This window comes from Marinobacter sp. F4206, assembly GCF_019392195.1.
Lineage (GTDB): Bacteria > Pseudomonadota > Gammaproteobacteria > Pseudomonadales > Oleiphilaceae > Marinobacter.
Genome location: NZ_JAHXKI010000004.1, coordinates 201402 through 222034, shown reverse-complemented (window position 1 = coordinate 222034; position 20633 = coordinate 201402). Strand labels below are relative to the sequence as shown.

Here is a 20633-nt window from a genome sequence, read left to right as displayed (position 1 = left end):
CCATGCCCGACTGGCCTGAAATAAACGTCAAAAAGGCCGGCTAACCCTCCAGACCGTGTTCCTTCAAAAGCGCCAGCATTCCCTGCTCATCAAGAACCGGCACTTCCAACTGTTCAGCTTTCGCGAGTTTGGAGCCCGCCGCCTCGCCTGCGACCACACAGGCGGTCTTTTTAGACACGCTGCCGGCCACCTTCGCCCCCAGGCTTTCCAGCTTCTCCCTGGCTTCGTCGCGCGTCATTTCGGACAGTGTCCCGGTCAGCACCCAGGTCTGGCCTTGCAGGGGCTTCTCACCTTCAACTATCTCCTCTTCCTGCCATGCCACGCCTGCCTCTTTCAACGCTGACAGGGTCTCCTGGTTATGGGGTTGGTCGAAGAAGCTGCGAATGTGTCCCGCGACAATGGGCCCCACGTCGGGCACTTGCTGCAGGGACTCCTCGTCCGCGGCGGCGATGGCCTCCAGGCTACCAAAATGGGAGGCCAGAGATTTCGCCGTCGCTTCACCAACCTCCCGGATACCGAGCGCGTATAGAAAACGCCAAAGTACCGGTCTGCGGGATCCATCAATGGCGGCAATCAGGTTGCCCGCCGACTTGTCCCCCATCCGCTCCAGGCCAGTCAGATCCTGTTTTTTCAACCGGTACAGGTCCGCTACCGTCTCGACCAATTCGTGACCTACCAGAATATCGATCCATTTATCGCCAAGCCCTTCAATATCCAGTGCCTTTCTGGACGCGTAATGCCGGATTGCTTCCTTTCGCTGGGCCGGGCAATAGAGTCCCCCGGAGCATCTGGCAACGGCCTCGCCGTCGATCTGAATAACATCCGAATCACACACCGGGCAGTGTTCCGGCAACGCCACTTCGCGAGCGTCAGCCGGTCGTTTCTCAGGCACTACCTTGACCACCTGGGGAATCACATCACCAGCCCGGCGGATAAAGACGGTATCGCCGATCCGGGCATCCAGGCGGCGAATCTCATCCATGTTGTGCAAAGTGGCGTTGCTGACCGTCACTCCGCCCACAAAAACCGGCTTCAACCGGGCCACGGGCGTGACAGCCCCGGTCCGCCCAACCTGAAACTCAACGTCCTCGATGACCGTCAATTCTTCCTGGGCGGGGAACTTGTGGGCAATCGCCCACCGGGGCGCCCGTGACACGAAACCCAGCCGGTTTTGCGCCTCCAGGCTGTTAACCTTGAAGACAATACCGTCAATTTCGTAAGGCAGGGAATCCCGCTTCGCCATCAGTTCCCGATACGCCGCCAGGCACTCCTCTACCCCCTCAGCCTTCCGCATTTCCGGATTGATGCGAAATCCCCAACTCTTCACCTGTTGCAGACCTGCCCAATGATTGTCAGGAAGCTGGCGTTCATCCGTCACCGCTACGCTATAGGCGCACATTTCCAGCGGCCGTTTTGCGGTAATCGTGGACTTCTTCTGGCGCAAACTCCCGGCAGCCGCATTTCGCGGGTTCACAAAGGTTTTTTCACCCCTCTCCGCCAACCGCCGATTGAGCGCCTCAAACCCGGCTTTCGGCATGTATACCTCGCCCCGCACCTCAACCAGGTCAGGAATGCCCTCCCCGCGGAGTTTGAGCGGCACCGAAGGAATGGTCCGGATGTTCGAGGTAATATCTTCACCGGCGTAACCATCGCCCCGGGTCGCCGCCGTCCTCAGGGAACCGTGTTCGTAGTGAAGGCTGACGGCCAATCCATCGAGCTTGGGTTCGCAGACATACTCGATGTCCTTGTCCGTCAACAGGCGCTCGCGGACCCGGCGGTCAAAATCACGCAGCTCCTCTTCATTAAAGGCATTATCCAGAGACAGCATCGGAATCCGGTGAACCACTTCGTCGAAACTGGTTTCCACGGCGCTGCCAACCCGCCGGGTGGGTGAATCCTCAGACCCCAGCTCCGGGTAATCTGCTTCGAGCTTTTGGAGTTCCCGGAACAAACGGTCGTATTCGGCGTCGGGGATGCGCGGATCATCCAGCACGTAATAGTGGTAGTTGTGATCCTCAATCAAAGACCGAAGTTCTTCGACACGCTGAACAATCTCGGGCGTGGCTTTGCTCATGGATTTGCACTCTCACCTGTCAAAAAAATGCCCGGAACAATCCGGGCATCGTCCATCGATCGATCACGAATGCGTCACACTCGTTGCGACCGTTGTTTACGGTCAAATTCCCGGATACGTTGACGACAGTGCTCGATGGTTTGCGGGGTCATCACACTGCGACGCTCGTCTTTCAGTTCCCCGCCAAGATTTCGAACCACGCACTGGGCAGTTTCGAGCATGAAGTCAAACGCCTGGAGCGCTTTGGATGGGCCCGGCAGACTCATGAAAAAGCTGATCCCCGGCGTCGTTAACCGAGGCATGTCTTCCGGCCTGAACGTGCCCGGTTCCACGGCATTGGCAACACTGAACTGGACCGGACTGGTTGTATCTGCCGCCTCGTGCCGGTGGTAGATGTCCATATCCCCATACTCAAGCCCGCAGGCTTCGAAGAGCTTCTTAAGAGCAACACCACTGAAGTCCTCACCCGTTCGGGCGAGAACGTTGATCACCACCACCTCACGCGCTTCCGGTCGATTGGCACCGGCAAGCGGTTGCCCGCCTTTGCGATCGACCGGATCACGTCGCGCCGTGTCTTCTTCCACCTCGGTGGTTACAGTTGGCGGCACGGCAGCTTCAGCAGTTGGCTCCGAGCTGCTCTCCCCCGTGTCCGCGTTATCATCGGCAGAGCCCCCCCGGGGCTCCCCGACAATGGCATCATCCCCGTCCATATCATCATCGGCGGCTGTCCAGCCGGTGTCTGGCTCGGAATAGGCGTCATCGTGGGCTGAAAAGCCCGATTCCCAGGATACGTTCTCAGATTCAGGCTCTGGCTCAGCAGGCGGCTCCAGCTCCCTGGTCGTGTTGGCTGTGGCAGTAACCGGCCGTGTCGGCTTGGGTTTGGGCGTGCCGAAGCGATCGGACCTTTCCCGTTTTACATAGCCACGCTCTTCCAGAGTATCTCGGGAGATTGTCCGGGCTCCGCCATTGGGCAGTTCCGGGTTGTAATGGTCGTCCAGTGGCGATTCCTCCAGCTCATCCGCCCCCATACCGGATGAGATGGCCATGGATTCCTTGCGGGCTCGACGGACACGGCGGATGCCGTCAATAACAATACCGATGATGACGAGGGTACCGATGGCGATTAACCATTCCCTAAGTGACATAGTCCTGCTGTCCTGTTTGCGGATCGGGTAACACTGTTACTCTAAGAAAAGCCCGTAATGAATACAACGCACAGCCGGGCCAGATGGCGTTATTGTCATCCTTGATGAATTTCTGCGCAGCGCCGGCTATCACGCTTCAGCCAGCGCGGCAGCTTCCTCCACATCAACCGAAACCAGTCGGGAACACCCCGGCTCGTGCATGGTAACCCCCATCAACTGATCGGCCAGCTCCATGGCAATCTTATTGTGGGTAATGTAGATGAACTGAACCTGTTTGGACATTTCCTTCACCATATTGGCGTAACGGCCAACGTTGGCATCGTCCAGCGGGGCATCTACCTCATCCAGCATACAGAACGGTGCAGGGTTAAGCTGGAAGATGGAAAAGACCAGGGCAATCGCGGTCAACGCCTTCTCACCACCGGAAAGGAGGTGGATCGTGCTGTTCTTCTTGCCGGGCGGACGCGCCATGATCGCCACCCCCGTCTCCAGCAGGTCTTCCCCGGTCAGCTCCAGGTAGGCATTGCCACCACCAAACACCTTTGGAAACAGCGCCTGAAGCCCCCCGTTCACCTGGTCGAAGGTTTCCTTGAAGCGCTGACGGGTCTCCCGGTCGATCTTGCGAATCGCATTGTCCAGGGTTTCCAGAGCCTCCATCAGATCGTCATTCTGACTATCCAGATAGGTCTTTCTTTCACTCTGCACCTGGTATTCCTCGATCGCGGCGAGGTTTATGGCCCCAAGGCGTTGAATCCGGTTACCAATTTTCTCCAGCTCGTCAGCCCAATCTTTTTCGTTGGCACCTTCGGGCAGCTGCTCCAGGACTTCCTGAAGCTTCACATCCAGCTCCTGTAGCTGTTCAATGTGATTCCCAGACCGGATCTCCAGCGCCTGGGACTCCATTTTCAGTTTCTCGAGTTTTGACCGTATTTCCTGTATCTGGTGGTCAATCCGGCTTCGGCCCTGTTCCTTTTCCCGGACCTCCCGGTCGATTTCCTCAAGCGCATCCCGGGCGGCCCCCAGCTTGTCTTCCTCAGCCAAACGCCTGTCCAACAGGCCTTCAAGCTGCATCTGGAGGTCTTCAATGGGTTCCTCAGCACGTTCCCGGGACTCCCGCAGTATCTCCAGGCGCTCCTCAATCCTTTCTTTCTGCAATTGCATGCGCTCGATGGTCTGCCGGAGGCCATCCCGCTGACTGTTCAGGGACTGCAACTGCAGCTGTAACTGGTGCGCATGATCGCGATCGTGCCGGGCATCGTGCCTGAGCCGGTCCAGATTTTCCCGCAGGCCGTCCCGTTGTTCGAGCAATCGCTCTTTCTCTTCGTCGCTGTCTTCGGTGGAGGCCAGTGCCTGCTGCCACTCTTCCCGGGCTTCCTGCAGACTCTCTTCCCGGTCCTCCAGGTTGAGCGACACGTCTGACAGGTCTTCGCGAATACTCTGCAAACGGGCATCAATCTGTTCGGCCCGTGCTCTGAGCCCGCTGATTTTCGAGGACAACCCGCTTAATTCCCGATCCGCCTCACTGAGACTTGCCTGGGCATCGTCACGTGCCGCCTCAGCCCGCTCTACCCTTTCCTGGAGACCGTCCAGCCGCTCGGTCGCCAGCGCCAGAGACTCCTCGGCCTGGGCAAGCTGCTCGTCTAATTCGCTAACCTTTTTCTGGCGCTCAATAACACCAACCTGACCGGCGTCGGAATCCGGCATCAGTACCCAGTCACGGGACACCCAGACACCCTCAGGTGTGATAACGCTCTCCCGTTCCGCCAGCCCGGACCGCAAGCCCAGCGCATCCGAGAGAGTCTCGACCGTGCTGATGCCCGCCATCAGCGCAGACACGGCCGGAACACCGGATACCTTTGCAGCCAGCCCATCACGTTCGGATGCACTGGCAGATTCCGGACCAGAATTGACCAAAGCGAGGCCTTTCGGTGCAGAATCCATGGCTTTCGAAAGATGGTCGATCCCCGGCAGCGACAGGCCATGGGTAAATCGCCCAATCACCTGTTCCACTGCAAATTCCCATCCGTTCTCGATCTGTAGCTGACTGGCTACACGGGGCGAATCCGTCAACCCGTGCTCGGACAACCAGCCCTGCAAGGCGTCATCCTGCCCTCCAAGCTGCTCATCAAGCAGTGCCTGCTGTGATTCGAGCGATGCCCTGAGGCTCTGAACCCTCTGGCGCTCTTCATCAGCGGCCTGTTCAGCCTCTCGCTGCTGCTGCCTCGCTTCGTACAGATCATCCTGGATTGTCGCAATGCGTTCCGACGCTTCCTCTCTCTGGAGCTCCAGGGTTTCCTGTTGTTCCTGCAGCTCTTCCAGTTCGGCCCGGTCCATCTGGCTATCCAGTAATGCCTGTTCATCTTGCAGCTTTCGATACCGGTTCCGGAGCTGCTCGATGGCCTCCTCCAGTGACCGGATGCGGGACTGGGACAATTCGGCCTGACGTCGCGCATCTGAAGAACGACTGCTGAAGTCTTCCCACTGATGCTGCCATTCGCTCATGGCGTCTTCAGCCAGTTGCAGTTTTTCGCCGGATTCCTCCGAACGCAGTGTCAGCGCCTCCTGCTCCGGCTCCATCATGTCGAGCTCTTCCTGGATCCCCGAAAGCTTGTCTTCGTCCTGCTCGAGTTCGCGGGCCAGTTCACGCTGATTGGCCATGGCCTGGTCAAGCTCTGCGGCGGTCTGGCGACTCCGCTCGCGCTGGTGTTCAAGACTCTGCTCGATTCGGGCAATGTCCGCACCGGCTTCGTAATAACGGGCCTGGGCCTTATTGAAATGCTCTGTCCTGTCCAGGTGGTTCTCGCGCAGGGATTCCAGCGACGTCTCCAGGTTCACCCGCTCGGTCAACAGCTTTTCTAGCTCCAACTCGGTATCCCGGATCCGGCCACGCCAGGTTTGCAGGTCGTTATCCAGGGACTGCCAGCGCAGAACCGTCAGTTCCGCTTTCTTCTGACGCTCGTCGTGCTTGTAAGCCTTGTACTTCTCGGCCGCTGCCGCCTGACGTTCAAGGTGCTGGAGTTGCCGTCCCAGCTCATCCCGCAAGTCTGTAAGCCGTTCCAGGTTTTCCTGGGTTCGACGGATCCGGTTCTCGGTTTCCCGCCGACGTTCTTTGTACTTTGAGATGCCAGCGGCTTCTTCGATGTATATTCGGAGTTCTTCTGGCTTGGCCTCAATCAGCCGAGAAATCATGCCCTGCTCGATGATGGCGTAGCTACGAGGCCCGAGCCCGGTACCGAGGAACAGGTCAGTGATGTCCCGACGCCGGCACTTGGAACCGTTCAGGAAATACTCGGACTGGCCTTCCCGTGATACCCGCCGGCGCACGGAGATCTCATTGAAACGGACAAATTCGCCCGGAGCAGATCCATCGCTGTTGTCGAACACCAACTCAATCGAGGCCTGACCGACCGGCTTGCGGGCGCTGGAACCATTGAAGATAACGTCGGTCATGGATTCGCCGCGCAGGTATTTGGCAGAACTTTCGCCCATCACCCAGCGAACGGCGTCGATAATGTTGGATTTTCCACAACCGTTGGGACCGACAACGGCGGTCATGTTGGAAGGAAACGGTACCGTCGTTGGATCAACGAAAGATTTGAAACCCGATAATTTGATGGACTTCAGGCGCATATCAGGCGCTTGCCTCCTCCGTGAGAATCGTCAGAACCTGCTGGCGCTGGTGCTCCCCGAACGCCTGAATCACAGACTGTAGCTGAGCCGGATTATCGCTGACGGCGGCATCGGCAAGTTGTCTGAAGAAAGTCGCGGTTTCGCCTATTTCGTCCCGGAAGTTTTCCAGCGCCACGAAATAGGTCCGACTGATTGCCGGCCTGAAATTCTCCAGGGTTTCTTCCAGGAACGGATTGTCCACCAGCCCGTAGGCATAGCGCATTACCCCGAAGCCGGCGTCAATGACCTTTTCTGCGGCGTCTGTGCCGGTTGAATTGAGGGCATCGATCACAGCCTGGAGTTCCTGAACCTGGCTCATGACACCGCCAAGTTCCCTTCCGGACCAACGCTCGAGAACCTTCCGCCCCAGCATGCAGAGCAGGTCAATGTATATATCGTAGAGGCTGTTGACGCTCTCAGGCGTCAGCTTCGATACGACCGCGCCCCGGCGCGGAAATATCTCAATCAAATGCCGTCGCTCAAGGATCAACAGGGCCTCACGAACAGAACCCCGACTGACGTTGAGTTCGCCGGCCACCTTGAGTTCCTGGATTCGTTCACCGGGGGTCAGATCTCTGGTAATGATCCGCTGGCCAAGGTGCTGGGCGATTTGTTCAGACAGACTTTCCGGGGCCTGAAACCTCATAGATCGTGTCGCTCACTTCTTCAGACGGCGTAGGTACAAGCGCAAGAGTTTACCACAGGCATCTGCCAGCCCAATCCCCTTTCCCGATAAATCGGAATCGCCTTCCTGGCCGGGCGGCAATCGCCTGCCGATAAATTGACGGAACCCCCACCTGACCCGCGCCCCTCCTAACCGAACCTCTACGTTCTCGTCACTACCTATTGTTTTAAAGGCTTTTTTTACTGTAGGCATACTTAGTGCTTAGTCATGTTCTGGTAACGCCGTAAACCCTGACGACAGAGTGACCTTCGTGAAACACATCCCCTCCCTTGAACGACCTGCCTCGCAGCCCCACAAGCTCGCCGCGCTCAGGCAGGCCTTGCAGGACTGGAACAATCCGTCGGACGTACTCACAAGACTGACGCGCCGTCTGTCGACAACGCTTTCACTGGAAACCCAGCTGGGCATTCTGGCGGAGGAGCTCGGAGATATCATTCCTTTCGATTCCCTCCACTACCGACACCGAGTTGCCCGAGAGGACTTCGTCTTCGCGACAGGCCTTGGCGGGCAGCACCGCTGCGAATATCGGTTGCAACTGGAGGGCGTGTCCTATGGAATGCTTACCCTGTATCGCCGGCAGAGATTTTCCGACGAGGAACTCGAGGGTGTGGAAACCATTCTTGGCGCGGCCATCTGTCCGCTGCGCAATGCCTGCCAGTACATCACGATCGAAAAAGCTTCACTGACAGATGCGCTGACCGGAATCCCCAACAAGCGGGCACTGGACGAAGCCCTGCTGCGCTCCAGCCAGCTTTCAGACCGTCACCATGCAAAGTACTCGCTGATCCTGTGCGACCTGGATCATTTCAAATCCGTTAACGATAACCATGGCCACGTGGTGGGCGATCACCTGTTGCAACTGGCAGCGGAGTGTCTGGAACGCTCACTCAGAACGTCCGACAGCGTCTACCGTTTTGGCGGCGAGGAATTTGCCATTCTTCTTCCCCACACTGGAGAGCAAGACGCGAGAGATGTCGCAGAGCGAATTCGCGAGGCAATTACGAAAATAGTTATTGATTGCGGTGGCACAGAACTGTCGATAACGACCAGCTGCGGTGTTGCTATGCATCTTGACGGAGAAGCGCCCGGGCAATGGCTGGCCCGGGCAGACGACGCGCTGTATCAGGCCAAACGTCAGGGGCGAAATTGTACCCGGGTCTTTGCCTCCATCCGTTAGCGGCTATTTTCGGGGACTCCGCCGCTTGCCAGCGCTATCCTTTCCGGCCGGCTTCGGCGGGCGGGAATCACTGACCTGCCACCGGCTGCCACTGCGCTTCTGGCTCCTGCCGGGGCTTTTTCTGCGCTGACGATCCTGAGCAGCCTTTTCGTTCGGTGTTTTCTGGGGAATTTCAACGGTCGCCAGATCCACGGTCCGGCTCAGGATATCGACCGCTTTCTGGTCGAGCTCTTCCCATTTGCCCAGTGTCAGTCTGCTCGGCAGAAAAATCGGACCATAACGCACCCGTTTCAGGCGACTGACCCGCACACCCTGAGACTCCCAAAGGCGCCGGACTTCCCGATTTCGGCCTTCCAGCAGGGTCACGTGAAACCAGCGGTTAATACCGCTACCACCCGCCGGACTGATGTCAGTGAATTTCGCCATGCCGTCTTCCAGCAAGACGCCCTCCATCAGCCGCTCTATCATGGCGTCGTCGACTTCACCAAAAATTCGCACCGCGTATTCCCTGTCAATCTGGCGCGACGGGTGCATCAGCCGGTTTGCCAGCTCACCGTCGGTGGTGAACAGAACAAGCCCGGTCGTGTTGATGTCCAACCGTCCGATGGAAATCCAGCGGTGGTCCTTCAGACGAGGCAGGCGATCAAAAACCGTTGGCCGACCCTCTGGATCCTTCCGCGTGGTGACTTCACCCTCCGGCTTGTTATAAATCAGGACCCGGCGAACGAGATCGGCGGCTCCGGACACATCTAGCCGCTTTCCATCCAGCTCAAACCGGTCTTCGGCTGTTGCCTTTTGCCCGAGGGAGGCTGCATGCCCATTAACGGTTAGTCGCCCCGCTTCCATCCAGCCTTCTATTTCACGTCGTGAACCCGCTCCCACGCGAGCAAGGAGCTTTTGTATGCGCTCCGGCCCACCTTCGCTGGCTTTGTCACCGGCCGGTTTGGCCGCCTTTTTCGGGCGTTCTGAACCCATCTATCAATCCTTAGTAACTGCCTGAAACCTTGATGGTTTCAGTGAAGTGTCTGCTCATCCGACTCGCCGGCTGCTGGCGACTCGAATTCAATTTCCGCCTGCATGTTTTTTTCAATCTCACGGCCGATTTCCTCCAGGTCCCGCACTTCTGAGAGCGGGGGCAACTGGTCCAAACCGGTGAGATTGAAATAATCCAGGAACTGTTTGGTTGTCGCGTACATGGCCGGACGACCGGGCACATCCCGATGGCCCACGACACGGACCCACTCTCGCTCAAGCAGCGTCCGAATGATATTGCTGCTTACCGTAACGCCACGGATATCCTCAATCTCACCCCGCGTGATTGGCTGCCGATAGGCAATCAACGCGAGAGTTTCAAGCAGGGCGCGGGAATAACGCTGAGGTTTTTCCTCGAACAGGCGCCCGACCCAGGGCGCGTATTCCTCCCGGATCTGAAGGCGGTAGCCGCTGGCAACCTTTTTCAACTCGAATCCCCGGCCCTCACAGGCAGACTCCAGCAGCATCATCACGTGCTCCATGACCTGCCGGGCCGGGCGCTCATCCTCAGTAAACAGCTCACGCAACTGCTCAAGTGAAAGCGGCTTGCCAGCCGTCAGCAGTGCGGCCTCGGTAATAGCCTGAATACGTAACAGATGCTCTTCATTCATAACGGTTACCCGCTTCCCCCACAGCTTTTCGTTACCGGCCGGACGCCCTGCTCAACTGACGGCCCTGGCCCGAACATGAATCGGCCCCAGAACTTCTGCCTGCACCACCTCGATCAACTGCTCCTTGACCAGCTCAAGGGTTGCCAGGAAGGTCACAACCACCCCCAGCTTGCCCTCCTCGGCCGTAAACAGGCTTTCAAAGGAGACAAAATGATCGTCCTGAAGCACAGACAAAATGCTCGACATCCGCTCACGGGTTGACAGCTTTTCCCGCTCTACGTGATGACTGGTGAACAGGTCGGCGCGCTGAAGAACCCCCTGCAGCGCCAGCAGCATTTCCCGCAGATCGACATCCGGGTGCGGCTGACTGGAGGGCAGCTTTGGCAATGCCGCGGATGCCAGAAAGTTATCCCGCTCCAGGCGAGGAATTTCATCAATATCCTCGGCAGCCTTCTTGAACCGCTCGTATTGCTGGAGACGCCGAATCAGTTCGGCCCGTGGATCAATCTCTTCCTCGTCGTCGCTCTCCTGACGCGGCAGCAGCATACGGGACTTGATCTCCGCCAGAGTCGCCGCCATCACCAGATACTCGGCGGCAAGTTCAAAACGCATGGCCTCAACGGCGCCGATGTAATCCATGTACTGACGGGTGATTTCACTGACATCAATATCCAGAATGTTCATATTCTGGCGGCGGATGAGGTAAAGCAGCAGATCAAGAGGCCCTTCGAAGGCCTCAAGAAACACCGCCAGCGCATCGGGTGGGATATAAAGATCCTTGGGGAGATCAACAACGGGTTTCCCCGAGACGCGAGCGAGTGCCGACGAGTCTGCAGCGCCGTCTTCAGTACCCGACACTACCGTGCCAGTTGACTCGTCCGTCATATGCCTCTCCTCGGAAACCCTTCGATGGCCTCACGTCTGCGCCCGCAGGGTCAGGCTAGCGGTAATGCAAGCCCATCGCTGCACGCACTTCCTCGAGCGTATCCCGGGCCGCATCACGCGCATGCTCTCGCCCTTCCTGCAGGATAGAGTGGACCAGATCGGGGTTGCCCTCATACTCCCGCGCACGCTCGTGCAGGGGTCGCTGCTCTTCAACAATGGCGTCAATGAGCGGTTTCTTACAGTCAAGACAGCCAATTCCGGCACTTCGACATCCGTTCTGCACCCAATCCTGGGTATCGGTGTCGGAATAGATCTGATGCATATCCCAGACCGGACATTTGTCAGGGTCACCAGGATCGGTGCGTCGAACCCGCTGAGGATCCGTCTGCATGGTCCGGATTTTCTGGGCCACACTGTCCGGCTCTTCACGCAGACCGATGTAGTTGTTGTAGGACTTGGACATTTTCTGACCATCCAGCCCCGGCATCTTGGACTCGGGCGTGAGCAGGGGCTGCGGCTCCGGCAGAATAACCTTGCCACCACCCTCGATGTAGCCATACAGGCGCTCGCGGTCGCCCAGAGAAATGTTCTGCTGCTCCTTCAGTAGCGCACGGGCCGTCTCCAGCGCTTCGAGGTCGCCCTCTTCCTGATAACGCTTCTTGAGCGTGCGATAGAGCTTCGCATTTTTCTTGCCCATCTTCACGATGGCGCCTTCCGCCTGCTCTTCAAAGCCGGGCTCACGACCGTAGATGTGGTTGAAGCGACGGGCAATTTCGCGGGTAATCTCAACGTGGGACACCTGATCGGCACCAACCGGCACCTTACCGGCCCGGTACACGAGGATGTCGGCGCTCTGCAGCAACGGGTAACCCAGGAAACCGTAGGTTGCGAGGTCTTTCTCGCGGAGCTTTTCCTGCTGATCCTTGAAGGTAGGCACCCGTTCCAGCCAACCAAGCGGTGTGATCATGGACAGCAACAAATGCAGTTCCGCATGCTCAGGCACCTGGGACTGGATAAACATGGTCGAGGAACCCGGGTTAACCCCCGCTGCAAGCCAGTCAATCACCATATCCCAGACACTTTGCTCAATCCCGGAGGGGTTGTCGTACTCGGTTGTGAGCGCGTGCCAGTCGGCAACAAAGAAAAAGCACTCGAACTCGTGCTGGAGTTTCACCCAGTTTTTCAGCACACCATGGTAGTGACCAAGGTGAAGCTTGCCGGTCGGACGCATGCCGGACAGAACCCTTTGCTGGGAATCTACAGAACTCAAAGCACGAACTCCTTATTTTGAATGGGAACCGCCATCATAGTTCAGGCGACCCGGCATTATAAATAAAAAACCCCCGCTCTGCAGGGCAGAAACGGGGGTTTCCTGAAAGAAGCCTGACTTACCAGCCAGTTGCTTCCTTCAGCGCCTTGCCAATTTCGGCCAGGCTGCGCACGGTTTTAACACCGGCATCGTTCAGAGCGGCAAACTTTTCGTCGGCTGTGCCCTTACCACCAGAGATGATGGCGCCGGCGTGGCCCATACGCTTGCCAGGAGGCGCAGTTACACCAGCGATGTAGGACACCACCGGCTTGGTTACGTTCTCCTTGATGAAGGCAGCTGCCTCTTCTTCCGCGGTACCGCCAATCTCACCGATCATGACGATGGCTTCGGTCTGCGGATCTTCCTGCAGCAGCTTCAGGATATCAATGAAGTTGGAACCCGGGATCGGGTCACCACCGATACCGATGCAGGTGGACTGGCCATAACCGAAATCGGTCGTCTGCTTGACCGCTTCGTATGTCAGGGTGCCGGAACGGGACACAATACCCACTTTACCGGGTTTGTGAATGTGGCCCGGCATGATGCCGATCTTGCACTCACCCGGGGTGATCACACCCGGACAGTTCGGGCCGATCATCCGAACGCCTTTACGGTCAACGTATTCTTTGGCGTACAGCATGTCGATGGTCGGGATGCCTTCGGTGATGCAGACAATAAGCTGAATTCCAGCGTCCGCCGCTTCGATGATCGCATCCTTACAGAAAGGAGCCGGTACATAGATAACGGTGGCTTCTGCGCCGGTTTTCTCCACTGCTTCACGGACAGTGTTGAACACGGGCAGGCCCAGGTGCTCAGTACCACCCTTGCCCGGGCTTACGCCGCCAACCATCTTGGTGCCGTACTCAATCGCCTGCTCGGAGTGAAAGGTACCCTGTGCGCCGGTAAAGCCCTGGCAGATAACCTTGGTGTCTTTGTTAATCAGGATGCTCATTATTTACCCCCTGCGGCTTTAACGACTTGCTCTGCGGCATTCGCCAGACTGGTAGCCGCGATGATGTTCAGGCCACTGTCCTGGAGTACCTGGGTGCCTTTCTCGGCGTTATTGCCCTCAAGGCGCACAACGACCGGCACTTTAACACCGACTTCCTTGACCGCACCGATGATGCCTTCTGCAATCATGTCGCAGCGAACGATACCGCCGAAGATGTTAACCAGAACGGCCTGCACATTGTCGTCAGACAGGATGATCTTGAACGCCTCGGATACACGCTCTTTGGTCGCACCGCCACCAACGTCCAGGAAGTTGGCCGGCTGGCCACCGGAGAGCTTGATGATGTCCATGGTCCCCATGGCAAGGCCGGCACCGTTAACCATACAACCGATGTTGCCTTCCAGCGCCACGTAGTTGAGTTCCCATTTGGCCGCTTCGGCCTCGCGAGAATCTTCCTGGGACGGGTCGTGCATTTCATGGATTTTCTTCTGACGGTACAGTGCGTTGCCGTCCACGCCGATCTTGGCGTCCAGGCAGTGCAGGTCACCGGCCGGAGTGATAACCAGCGGGTTGATTTCCAGCAGCGCCAGATCACGCTCTTCAAACAGCTTGGCGAGACCCAGGAAGATCTTGGTGAACTGACCGATCTGCTTGCCTTCAAGACCCAGTTTGAACGCCAACTCGCGGCCCTGGTATGGCTGTGCACCAACCAGCGGATCGATTTCGGCTTTGAGAATCTTTTCCGGAGTCTCTTCAGCTACCTGCTCGATCTCAACACCACCTTCGGTGGAGGCCATGAACACGATGCGACGAGTGCCGCGATCAACAACGGCGCCCAGGTACAGCTCCTGGTCAATGTCAGTAAGGGATTCAACCAGAATCTTGCTGACCGGCTGGCCGTGCTCGTCAGTCTGGTAGGTCACCAGGTTCTTGCCCAGCCATTTCTCGGCAAACTCACGAATTTCATCTTTGCTTTTGACCAGCTTCACACCGCCGGCCTTGCCTCGGCCACCAGCGTGCACCTGTGCCTTGACGACCCAAGCGTCACCGCCGATTTCGGTAGCGGCCGCTACCGCCTCTTGAGGAGTATCGCAGGCAACGCCCTCAGATACTGGCAGGCCATACTCAGCGAAAAGCTGTTTGCCCTGATATTCATGCAAATTCATAGTTAGTGTCCCGCTTATTGATGGAGGATAACCACGTACGGAAATGAACCCGCGCAAGTCCCCTGCCGGGAACTGCTCTTGCGAATTCCGTTTGGCGGGCCGGGGATCACCTCAACCCGCCTTGAGCGCAACCGGAAGCCAGCCGTTTTATGGCAGTGGGGCGCCGTCATTGGCGCCCCTGCTTCCTGGCTTGCGTTACTTCTTTTTGCGACGGTTGGCGACGTGAATCGCGCCACCGGCAACGGCCAGGGCCGCTTCATGCACAGACTCTGACAGAGTCGGATGCGCAAAGCAGGTCAGGGCCAGATCTTCAGCGCTGGAACCAAACTCCATGGCAATCACGCCCTGGGCAACAATCTCTGACGCCTGGGGACCGACCACATGGAAACCGAGAATCCGGTCTGTTTTCGCATCAGCGATGATCTTGACCATCCCGGACGCCGAGTTGGCCGCCATTGCACGACCGTTGGCGGCAAACGGGAAGGTGCCTACGTTGTATTCCTCACCTTCCGCCTTGAGCTGCTCTTCGGTCATGCCAACCCAGGCCACTTCCGGCGCCGTGTAGATAACGTTGGGAATGCAGTCGTAATTGACCTGGGGCTTGTGCCCGGCAATACGCTCAGCAACCATCACGCCCTCTTCAGAGGCCTTGTGCGCCAGCATCGGCCCACGGACCACGTCACCGATTGCCCAAACGCCTGGCGCCTCGGTCTTGCAGTTGTCGTCGACAAAGATGAAACCGCGCTCGTCCATCTGCACGCCTGCGTCCTCGGACAGCAGATTATCAGTGTAAGGTCGACGGCCGACCGCGACGATCAGCTTGTCAAACTTGGCTTCATGCTTGCCGCTGGAATCCTCGTAGGTCACGTTCACCAGCTTTCGCTTAACCTCAGCACCCGTCATACGGGCACCCATCACGATGTCCAGCCCCTGCTTCTTGAACTGCTTCATCGCATCCTTGGCAACCTGCTGATCAACGGCAGGCAGGAAGGTGTCCTGGGCTTCCAGAACCGTGACTTCGGAGCCCAGCCGTGCCCACACACTACCGAGCTCCAGGCCGATAACACCGGCACCGATCACGCCCAGGCGCTTGGGCACTTCGGAAAATTCCAGCGCACCCTCGGAATCCACAATGTGCTCACCATCAAACGGCGCGGGCGGAATCTGGATCGGCTTGGAGCCGGAGGCCAGAATGACGTTCTCCGCCTCGTAGGTGGTGGCTTTGCCATCCTTGTCTGTCACCTCAACCTTGCGGTTGGCAAGCAGCTTGCCGTGGCCGTGGATGGAGGTTACGCCGTTAGCCTTGAACAGACCGGCGATGCCACCAGTGAGCTGCTTAACAATGCCGCTCTTACGCTCCATCATCTTCGCGATGTCCATTTTGACATCCTTCGCGATGATGCCCTGCATCTCGTAGTCGTGGGTGGTTTCCTCAAACTTGTGAGAAATCTCCAGCAACGCCTTCGAGGGAATGCAGCCCACGTTCAGACAGGTGCCACCGAGCACCTGGCTTTTGCCATCGGTCGATGTCCAGGACTCAACACAAGCCGTTTTCAGACCCAGTTGAGCCGCTTTGATGGCGGCAACATAACCACCGGGGCCGGCGCCAATGACAATTACGTCGTACTTATCAGACATATTTGATCCCGTTTTCTGATTCGTTAAGTGTCAGCTCAGACGTCCAGCAGAATACGCGCCGGGTCCTCAAGCATTTCCTTGATCGCTACAAGGAACTGCACCGCTTCCTTACCATCGATCATCCGGTGGTCATAGGACAGCGCCAGATACATCATCGGCAGGATTTCCACCTTGCCATTGACCGCCATCGGGCGCTCCTGGATCTTGTGCATGCCCAGGATCGCGGTCTGCGGCGGATTCAGGATCGGCGTGGAAATCAGGGAGCCAAAAATACCGCCATTGGTAATCGTGAAGGTACCGCCGGTCATCTCCTCGATGCCCAGTTTGCCTTCTTTGGCCTTGGTGCCGTACTCAACAATTTTCTTCTCGATATCGGCAAGCCCCATGGCATCCGAGTCGCGAAGAACCGGAACGACCAGCCCGCGATCCGTCGACACGGCGACACCGATGTCCTGGTAACCGTGGTAGACCATATCGTTGCCGTCGATAGACGCGTTAACGGCCGGGAAACGCTTCAGAGCCTCGGTGGCCGCCTTGGTGAAGAAGGACATGAAGCCAAGTTTAATACCGTGGCGCTTTTCGAAGCTTTCCTTGTACTGCTTGCGCAGCTCCATGATCGGCGCCATGTTCACCTCGTTGAAGGTGGTCAGCATGGCCGCGCTCTGCTGGGCGTTCACCAGACGCTTGGCAATGCTGGCACGCAGGCGCGTCATCGGAACTCGCTTCTCGGGACGCTCACCGGAGGCAACGTTGACTTCCGGCATCTGCGCGGCCGGCTGCGGTGCAGCAGTGCCGCCGGATGGCTTACTGTCGACGTGGTTCTGCACGTCTTCCTTGGTGACCCGACCGTCTTTCCCTGTGCCCTTGATGGCATTGGGATCGATGCTGTTTTCCTCGGCCAGTTTGCGCGCGGCCGGGCTCAGGATGGCGTCGCCGGACGCGGCGGACTCTGCTTTCGGAGCTTCGGCTTCTGGTGCGGATTCCTTCTTGCTCTCAGCAGGCTTGGACTCGCCCGCAGCCCCTTCCTTGAATTTGCCGATGACTTCGCCGCTTTCTACAGTATCGCCCTCGCCTTTGACGACCTCTTCGATCACGCCGTCTGCCGGGGCGACAACTTCCAGTACAACCTTATCGGTTTCAATATCGACAATCAGTTCATCTCGTGAACAGGCTTCACCCGGCTGCTTGTGCCAGGTCGCAACGGTACCCTCTGCGACCGACTCCGGGAAAACGGGGGCTTTAATCTCAGTTGACATTACGGATCCTTAGTTCGGTAGCTCGTCAGATTTCAAACGCGTCGTTTACCAGCTTCTTCTGCTCTTCGATGTGGACAGACATGTGTCCACAAGCGGGGGCAGCGGAGGCATCGCGACCGGCATACTGGAGGTACAGTTTTGGATTCAGGCGCTGAAGCGCATTCCTCATGTGGTGTTGGCTCGGATACCAGGCACCCTGGTTCATAGGCTCTTCCTGGCACCACACCACATGCTTGAGCTTGGTGTACTGGCCAATCAGTGCGTCCAGATCGTCGCCAGGGAACGGATACAGCTGCTCGATACGCAGAATTGCCACGTCCTCGCGCTCGTCCGCTTTCTTCTTCTCCAGCAGATCAAAATACACCTTGCCACTGCACATGATCAGGCGCGTTACCTTCTTGGGATCGGAAGGCTCCTTCTCCGGCAACACCGTCTGGAACGTACCCGAGGTCAGATCATCAAGATCGGACGTTGCTTCTTTATGGCGCAACAGACTCTTCGGGGTGATGGCAACCAGCGGCTTGCGCAGCGGACGCTTCACCTGCCGGCGCAGCATGTGGAAAACCTGCGAAGGCGTGGTCGGGACGCAAACCTGAATATTGTGTTCGGCACACAGTTGCAGGAAGCGCTCCAGACGTGCGGAGCTGTGCTCAGGACCCTGCCCCTCATAGCCATGGGGAAGCAGCAGAGTCAGGCCACACAAACGGCCCCACTTGTGCTCGCCGCTGGTCAGGAACTGATCAATTACCACCTGAGCACCGTTGGCGAAATCACCGAACTGGGCCTCCCAGACAATGAGGCCACTCGGCGCCGTGGTCGCATAGCCGTACTCGAAAGCCATTACGGCTTCTTCGGACAACAGTGAGTCGTAGATCTCAAACTTCGGCTGATTGTCAGACAGCTTCTCGAGCGCGATGTGCGTCGAACCGCCCTTCTGGTTATGCAGTACTGCGTGGCGGTGAGAGAAGGTGCCACGCCCGACGTCCTGACCGGTAATCCGGATAGGGTGCCCCTCATCCAACAGGGTCGCATAGGCCATCACTTCGCCGTACCCCCAGTTGATCGGCAAGGCACCGGCCGTCATTTTCTCGCGATCAGTAACGATCTTCGAAACCTGCCGCTGGATGCTGAAGCCTTCTGGCACCGAGGTCAGCTTTTTACCCAGACGCTGGATCGTTTTCAGAGCCACACTGGACTTGCACTTGGCGGTCCATTCGTGCCCCAGGTAAGGCGTCCAGTCAACGTAGAGCTCCTTGTTGGGCTCCTTGACCAGGGATTTGACCACGTGCTCGCCGTCGTCCAGGGCGTCACGGTAGTCATTCTCCATCTGCTTGCCCTCTTCCTCGGTGATAACACCGGCGGCAACCAGTTGCTCAGCATACAAATTCCGGGTGGTCTTGAGCTTGCGGATCTTTTCGTACATAACCGGCTGCGTCGCCGCCGGCTCGTCCGCCTCGTTATGACCACGGCGGCGATAGCACACCAAGTCAATAACCACGTCATTCTTGAATTCGTTGCGGTAGTCCATTGCCATCTGGGTGGCAAACATCACCGCTTCAGGATCATCCGCATTAACGTGCAGGATCGGCGCCTGAACCATTTTGGCGACATCGGTGCAGTACTCGGTGGACCGTGCGTCTTCCTGCTTGCTGGTGGTGAAACCGACCTGGTTGTTGATGACGATATGGATGGTACCGCCAACACCGTAGCCCCGGGTCTGGGACATCTGGAAGGTTTCCATTACCACGCCCTGACCCGCGAATGCAGCGTCACCGTGCATGATAATCGGCACGACCTGCGTACCATCGTCATCATTCCGGCGAGTCTGTCGAGCACGAACCGAGCCCTCCACCACCGGCGACACAATCTCCAGGTGCGACGGGTTGAACGCCATGGCCAGATGCACCTCGCCGCCCGGCGTCATCACGTTCGAGGAGAAGCCCTGGTGATATTTCACGTCACCGGAGCCGGAATCTGCCAGTTTTTTGCCTTCGAATTCGTCGAACAGCTCTTTCGGGTTCTTGCCGAGTGTATTAACCAGAACGTTCAGGCGGCCGCGGTGTGCCATACCCAGAACGATTTCCTTCGCGCCATAGTAGCCAGCCCGCTGAATCAGCTCATCCAGACAGGGAATCAGGCTCTCGGCGCCTTCAAGGCCAAACCGTTTTACGCCCGGATACCGTGACCCAAGATACTTCTCCAAGCCTTCGGCAGCGGTCAGGCGTTCCAGAATGTGCTTCCGGGTCTTCTCTTCGTAGCCCGGGCGGGAGCGGACCGGCTCCATGCGTTGCTGAAACCACCGCTTGATGCGGGTATCGACGACGTGCATGTACTCAGCACCAATACTTTCGCAATAGGTGCGGCGCAGGCCATCAACAATATCTCCGAGTTTCATGGTCTCGGAACCGAAATTCAGGGATCCGGTCTGGAACTCCAAGTCGCTGTCGGAGTCCGAAAGCTCATGAAATGCCGGATCCAGGTCCTCCACCTGAGGGCGCTGCCAGACACCGAGTGGATCCAGCTTCGCTTCCTGATGGCCACGAAAACGGTAAGCGTTGATCAGCTGGAGAACACGAATCTGCTTTTTGTCGGCGTCGGTCGTCGCACTGGCAGGAACACCGCCGGTGGCGAGAAAACGCTGATTACGGGAGATATGTTCGAACTGCTCACGGATGGAGGAGTGGGCAACGTCACGACCGTGATAACCATCGACACTGGGAAGCTTGTCGAAGTAGCTTCGCCACTCTTCGGGGACGGCATTGGGGTCTGTCAGGTAGGTTTCAAAAAGCTGTTCAACATAGGCAAGATTTCCACCCTGCAGGTGGGAAGTCTGCCATAACTGCTCCATGATGCTTTCGTGCATTTTGAATAGCTCACCTTGGGCTGGTGCGGGGGAGCCCGATATGGTCGGCCAGGGGTAAATCTCAGTCAATACGGGTTTTTACGGGATCGACTTTGGCCACCACACCCGACATGGATGTTTTCCTTTCCCCGGTGGTTTTTATACTCAGCAAACCATGCGATAACCTTTTAA

At 57.6% G+C, this 20633-nt stretch carries 14 protein-coding genes; 1 reads left to right on the top strand and 13 read right to left on the bottom strand.

Annotated features, from left to right (window positions below):
- Positions 1-40: 40 nt before the first annotated feature.
- From ligA to KZO34_RS16965, 4 genes are all read right to left on the bottom strand, one after another.
- Positions 41-2074, bottom strand: a complete 2034-nt coding sequence (ligA, locus tag KZO34_RS16980) for an NAD-dependent DNA ligase LigA (RefSeq protein WP_219478042.1) — start codon at positions 2072-2074, stop codon at positions 41-43.
- A 74-nt stretch (positions 2075-2148) separates the two neighbouring features.
- Positions 2149-3219: a cell division protein ZipA gene (gene zipA / locus KZO34_RS16975; RefSeq protein WP_219478041.1), complete on the bottom strand. Its 1071-nt coding sequence runs from the start codon at positions 3217-3219 to the stop codon at positions 2149-2151.
- A 129-nt stretch (positions 3220-3348) separates the two neighbouring features.
- Positions 3349-6849 carry a chromosome segregation protein SMC gene (gene smc, locus KZO34_RS16970; RefSeq protein WP_219478039.1) on the bottom strand — a complete coding sequence of 1167 codons (3501 nt, stop codon included), beginning with the start codon at positions 6847-6849 and terminating at the stop codon, positions 3349-3351.
- A 1-nt stretch (position 6850) separates the two neighbouring features.
- A complete protein-coding gene (locus tag KZO34_RS16965; protein WP_219478038.1) occupies positions 6851-7534 on the bottom strand; it encodes a GntR family transcriptional regulator in 684 nt (227 codons plus the stop codon).
- Between the two features lie 289 nt (positions 7535-7823).
- Between KZO34_RS16965 and KZO34_RS16960 the strand changes: the two genes are divergently transcribed.
- Positions 7824-8750, top strand: a complete 927-nt coding sequence (locus KZO34_RS16960) for a GGDEF domain-containing protein (RefSeq protein ID WP_219478037.1) — start codon at positions 7824-7826, stop codon at positions 8748-8750.
- Between the two features lie 3 nt (positions 8751-8753).
- Here KZO34_RS16960 and rluB read toward each other — a convergent pair whose 3' ends face one another.
- The 9 genes from rluB to KZO34_RS16915 all read right to left on the bottom strand — a co-directional run bounded on the left by rluB (position 8754) and on the right by KZO34_RS16915 (position 20462).
- Positions 8754-9725, bottom strand: coding sequence for a 23S rRNA pseudouridine(2605) synthase RluB (gene rluB / locus KZO34_RS16955; protein WP_219478036.1), 972 nt, complete (start codon positions 9723-9725; stop codon positions 8754-8756).
- Positions 9726-9763: 38 nt separating this feature from the next.
- A complete protein-coding gene (gene scpB, locus KZO34_RS16950; protein ID WP_219478035.1) occupies positions 9764-10393 on the bottom strand; it encodes an SMC-Scp complex subunit ScpB in 630 nt (209 codons plus the stop codon).
- 51 nt (positions 10394-10444) lie between these two features.
- Entirely contained in the window at positions 10445-11278 is an 834-nt protein-coding gene (locus KZO34_RS16945) for a segregation and condensation protein A (RefSeq protein ID WP_257900497.1), read from the bottom strand.
- 55 nt (positions 11279-11333) lie between these two features.
- Complete coding sequence (locus KZO34_RS16940) at positions 11334-12548, bottom strand: tryptophan--tRNA ligase (protein WP_219478034.1); 1215 nt, start codon at positions 12546-12548, stop codon at positions 11334-11336.
- 118 nt (positions 12549-12666) lie between these two features.
- The gene (gene sucD / locus KZO34_RS16935; protein WP_219478033.1) at positions 12667-13539 is read right to left on the bottom strand and encodes a succinate--CoA ligase subunit alpha; all 873 of its coding nucleotides are present in this window, start codon (positions 13537-13539) and stop codon (positions 12667-12669) included.
- Complete coding sequence (gene sucC / locus KZO34_RS16930; protein ID WP_219478032.1) at positions 13539-14705, bottom strand: ADP-forming succinate--CoA ligase subunit beta; 1167 nt, start codon at positions 14703-14705, stop codon at positions 13539-13541. The genes sucD and sucC overlap by 1 nt, the downstream gene beginning before the upstream one ends.
- A 195-nt stretch (positions 14706-14900) precedes the next feature.
- Complete coding sequence (lpdA, locus tag KZO34_RS16925) at positions 14901-16343, bottom strand: dihydrolipoyl dehydrogenase (protein WP_219478031.1); 1443 nt, start codon at positions 16341-16343, stop codon at positions 14901-14903.
- A 35-nt stretch (positions 16344-16378) separates the two neighbouring features.
- Entirely contained in the window at positions 16379-17599 is a 1221-nt protein-coding gene (odhB, locus tag KZO34_RS16920; protein WP_219478030.1) for a 2-oxoglutarate dehydrogenase complex dihydrolipoyllysine-residue succinyltransferase, read from the bottom strand.
- 25 nt (positions 17600-17624) lie between these two features.
- The gene (locus KZO34_RS16915; protein WP_219478029.1) at positions 17625-20462 is read right to left on the bottom strand and encodes a 2-oxoglutarate dehydrogenase E1 component; all 2838 of its coding nucleotides are present in this window, start codon (positions 20460-20462) and stop codon (positions 17625-17627) included.
- Positions 20463-20633 lie beyond the last annotated feature (171 nt).

Excerpts from the sequence above, each read along its gene's own strand:
- ligA (WP_219478042.1), bottom strand. The coding sequence starts at position 2,074 with ATGAGCAAAGCCACGCCCGAGATTGTTCAGCGTGTCGAAGAACTTCGG.
- zipA (WP_219478041.1), bottom strand. The coding sequence starts at position 3,219 with ATGTCACTTAGGGAATGGTTAATCGCCATCGGTACCCTCGTCATCATC.
- smc (WP_219478039.1), bottom strand. The coding sequence starts at position 6,849 with ATGCGCCTGAAGTCCATCAAATTATCGGGTTTCAAATCTTTCGTTGAT.
- KZO34_RS16965 (WP_219478038.1), bottom strand. The coding sequence starts at position 7,534 with ATGAGGTTTCAGGCCCCGGAAAGTCTGTCTGAACAAATCGCCCAGCAC.
- rluB (WP_219478036.1), bottom strand. The coding sequence starts at position 9,725 with ATGGGTTCAGAACGCCCGAAAAAGGCGGCCAAACCGGCCGGTGACAAA.
- scpB (WP_219478035.1), bottom strand. The coding sequence starts at position 10,393 with ATGAATGAAGAGCATCTGTTACGTATTCAGGCTATTACCGAGGCCGCA.
- KZO34_RS16945 (WP_257900497.1), bottom strand. The coding sequence starts at position 11,278 with ATGACGGACGAGTCAACTGGCACGGTAGTGTCGGGTACTGAAGACGGC.
- sucD (WP_219478033.1), bottom strand. The coding sequence starts at position 13,539 with ATGAGCATCCTGATTAACAAAGACACCAAGGTTATCTGCCAGGGCTTT.
- sucC (WP_219478032.1), bottom strand. The coding sequence starts at position 14,705 with ATGAATTTGCATGAATATCAGGGCAAACAGCTTTTCGCTGAGTATGGC.
- lpdA (WP_219478031.1), bottom strand. The coding sequence starts at position 16,343 with ATGTCTGATAAGTACGACGTAATTGTCATTGGCGCCGGCCCCGGTGGT.
- odhB (WP_219478030.1), bottom strand. The coding sequence starts at position 17,599 with ATGTCAACTGAGATTAAAGCCCCCGTTTTCCCGGAGTCGGTCGCAGAG.
- KZO34_RS16915 (WP_219478029.1), bottom strand. The coding sequence starts at position 20,462 with ATGCACGAAAGCATCATGGAGCAGTTATGGCAGACTTCCCACCTGCAG.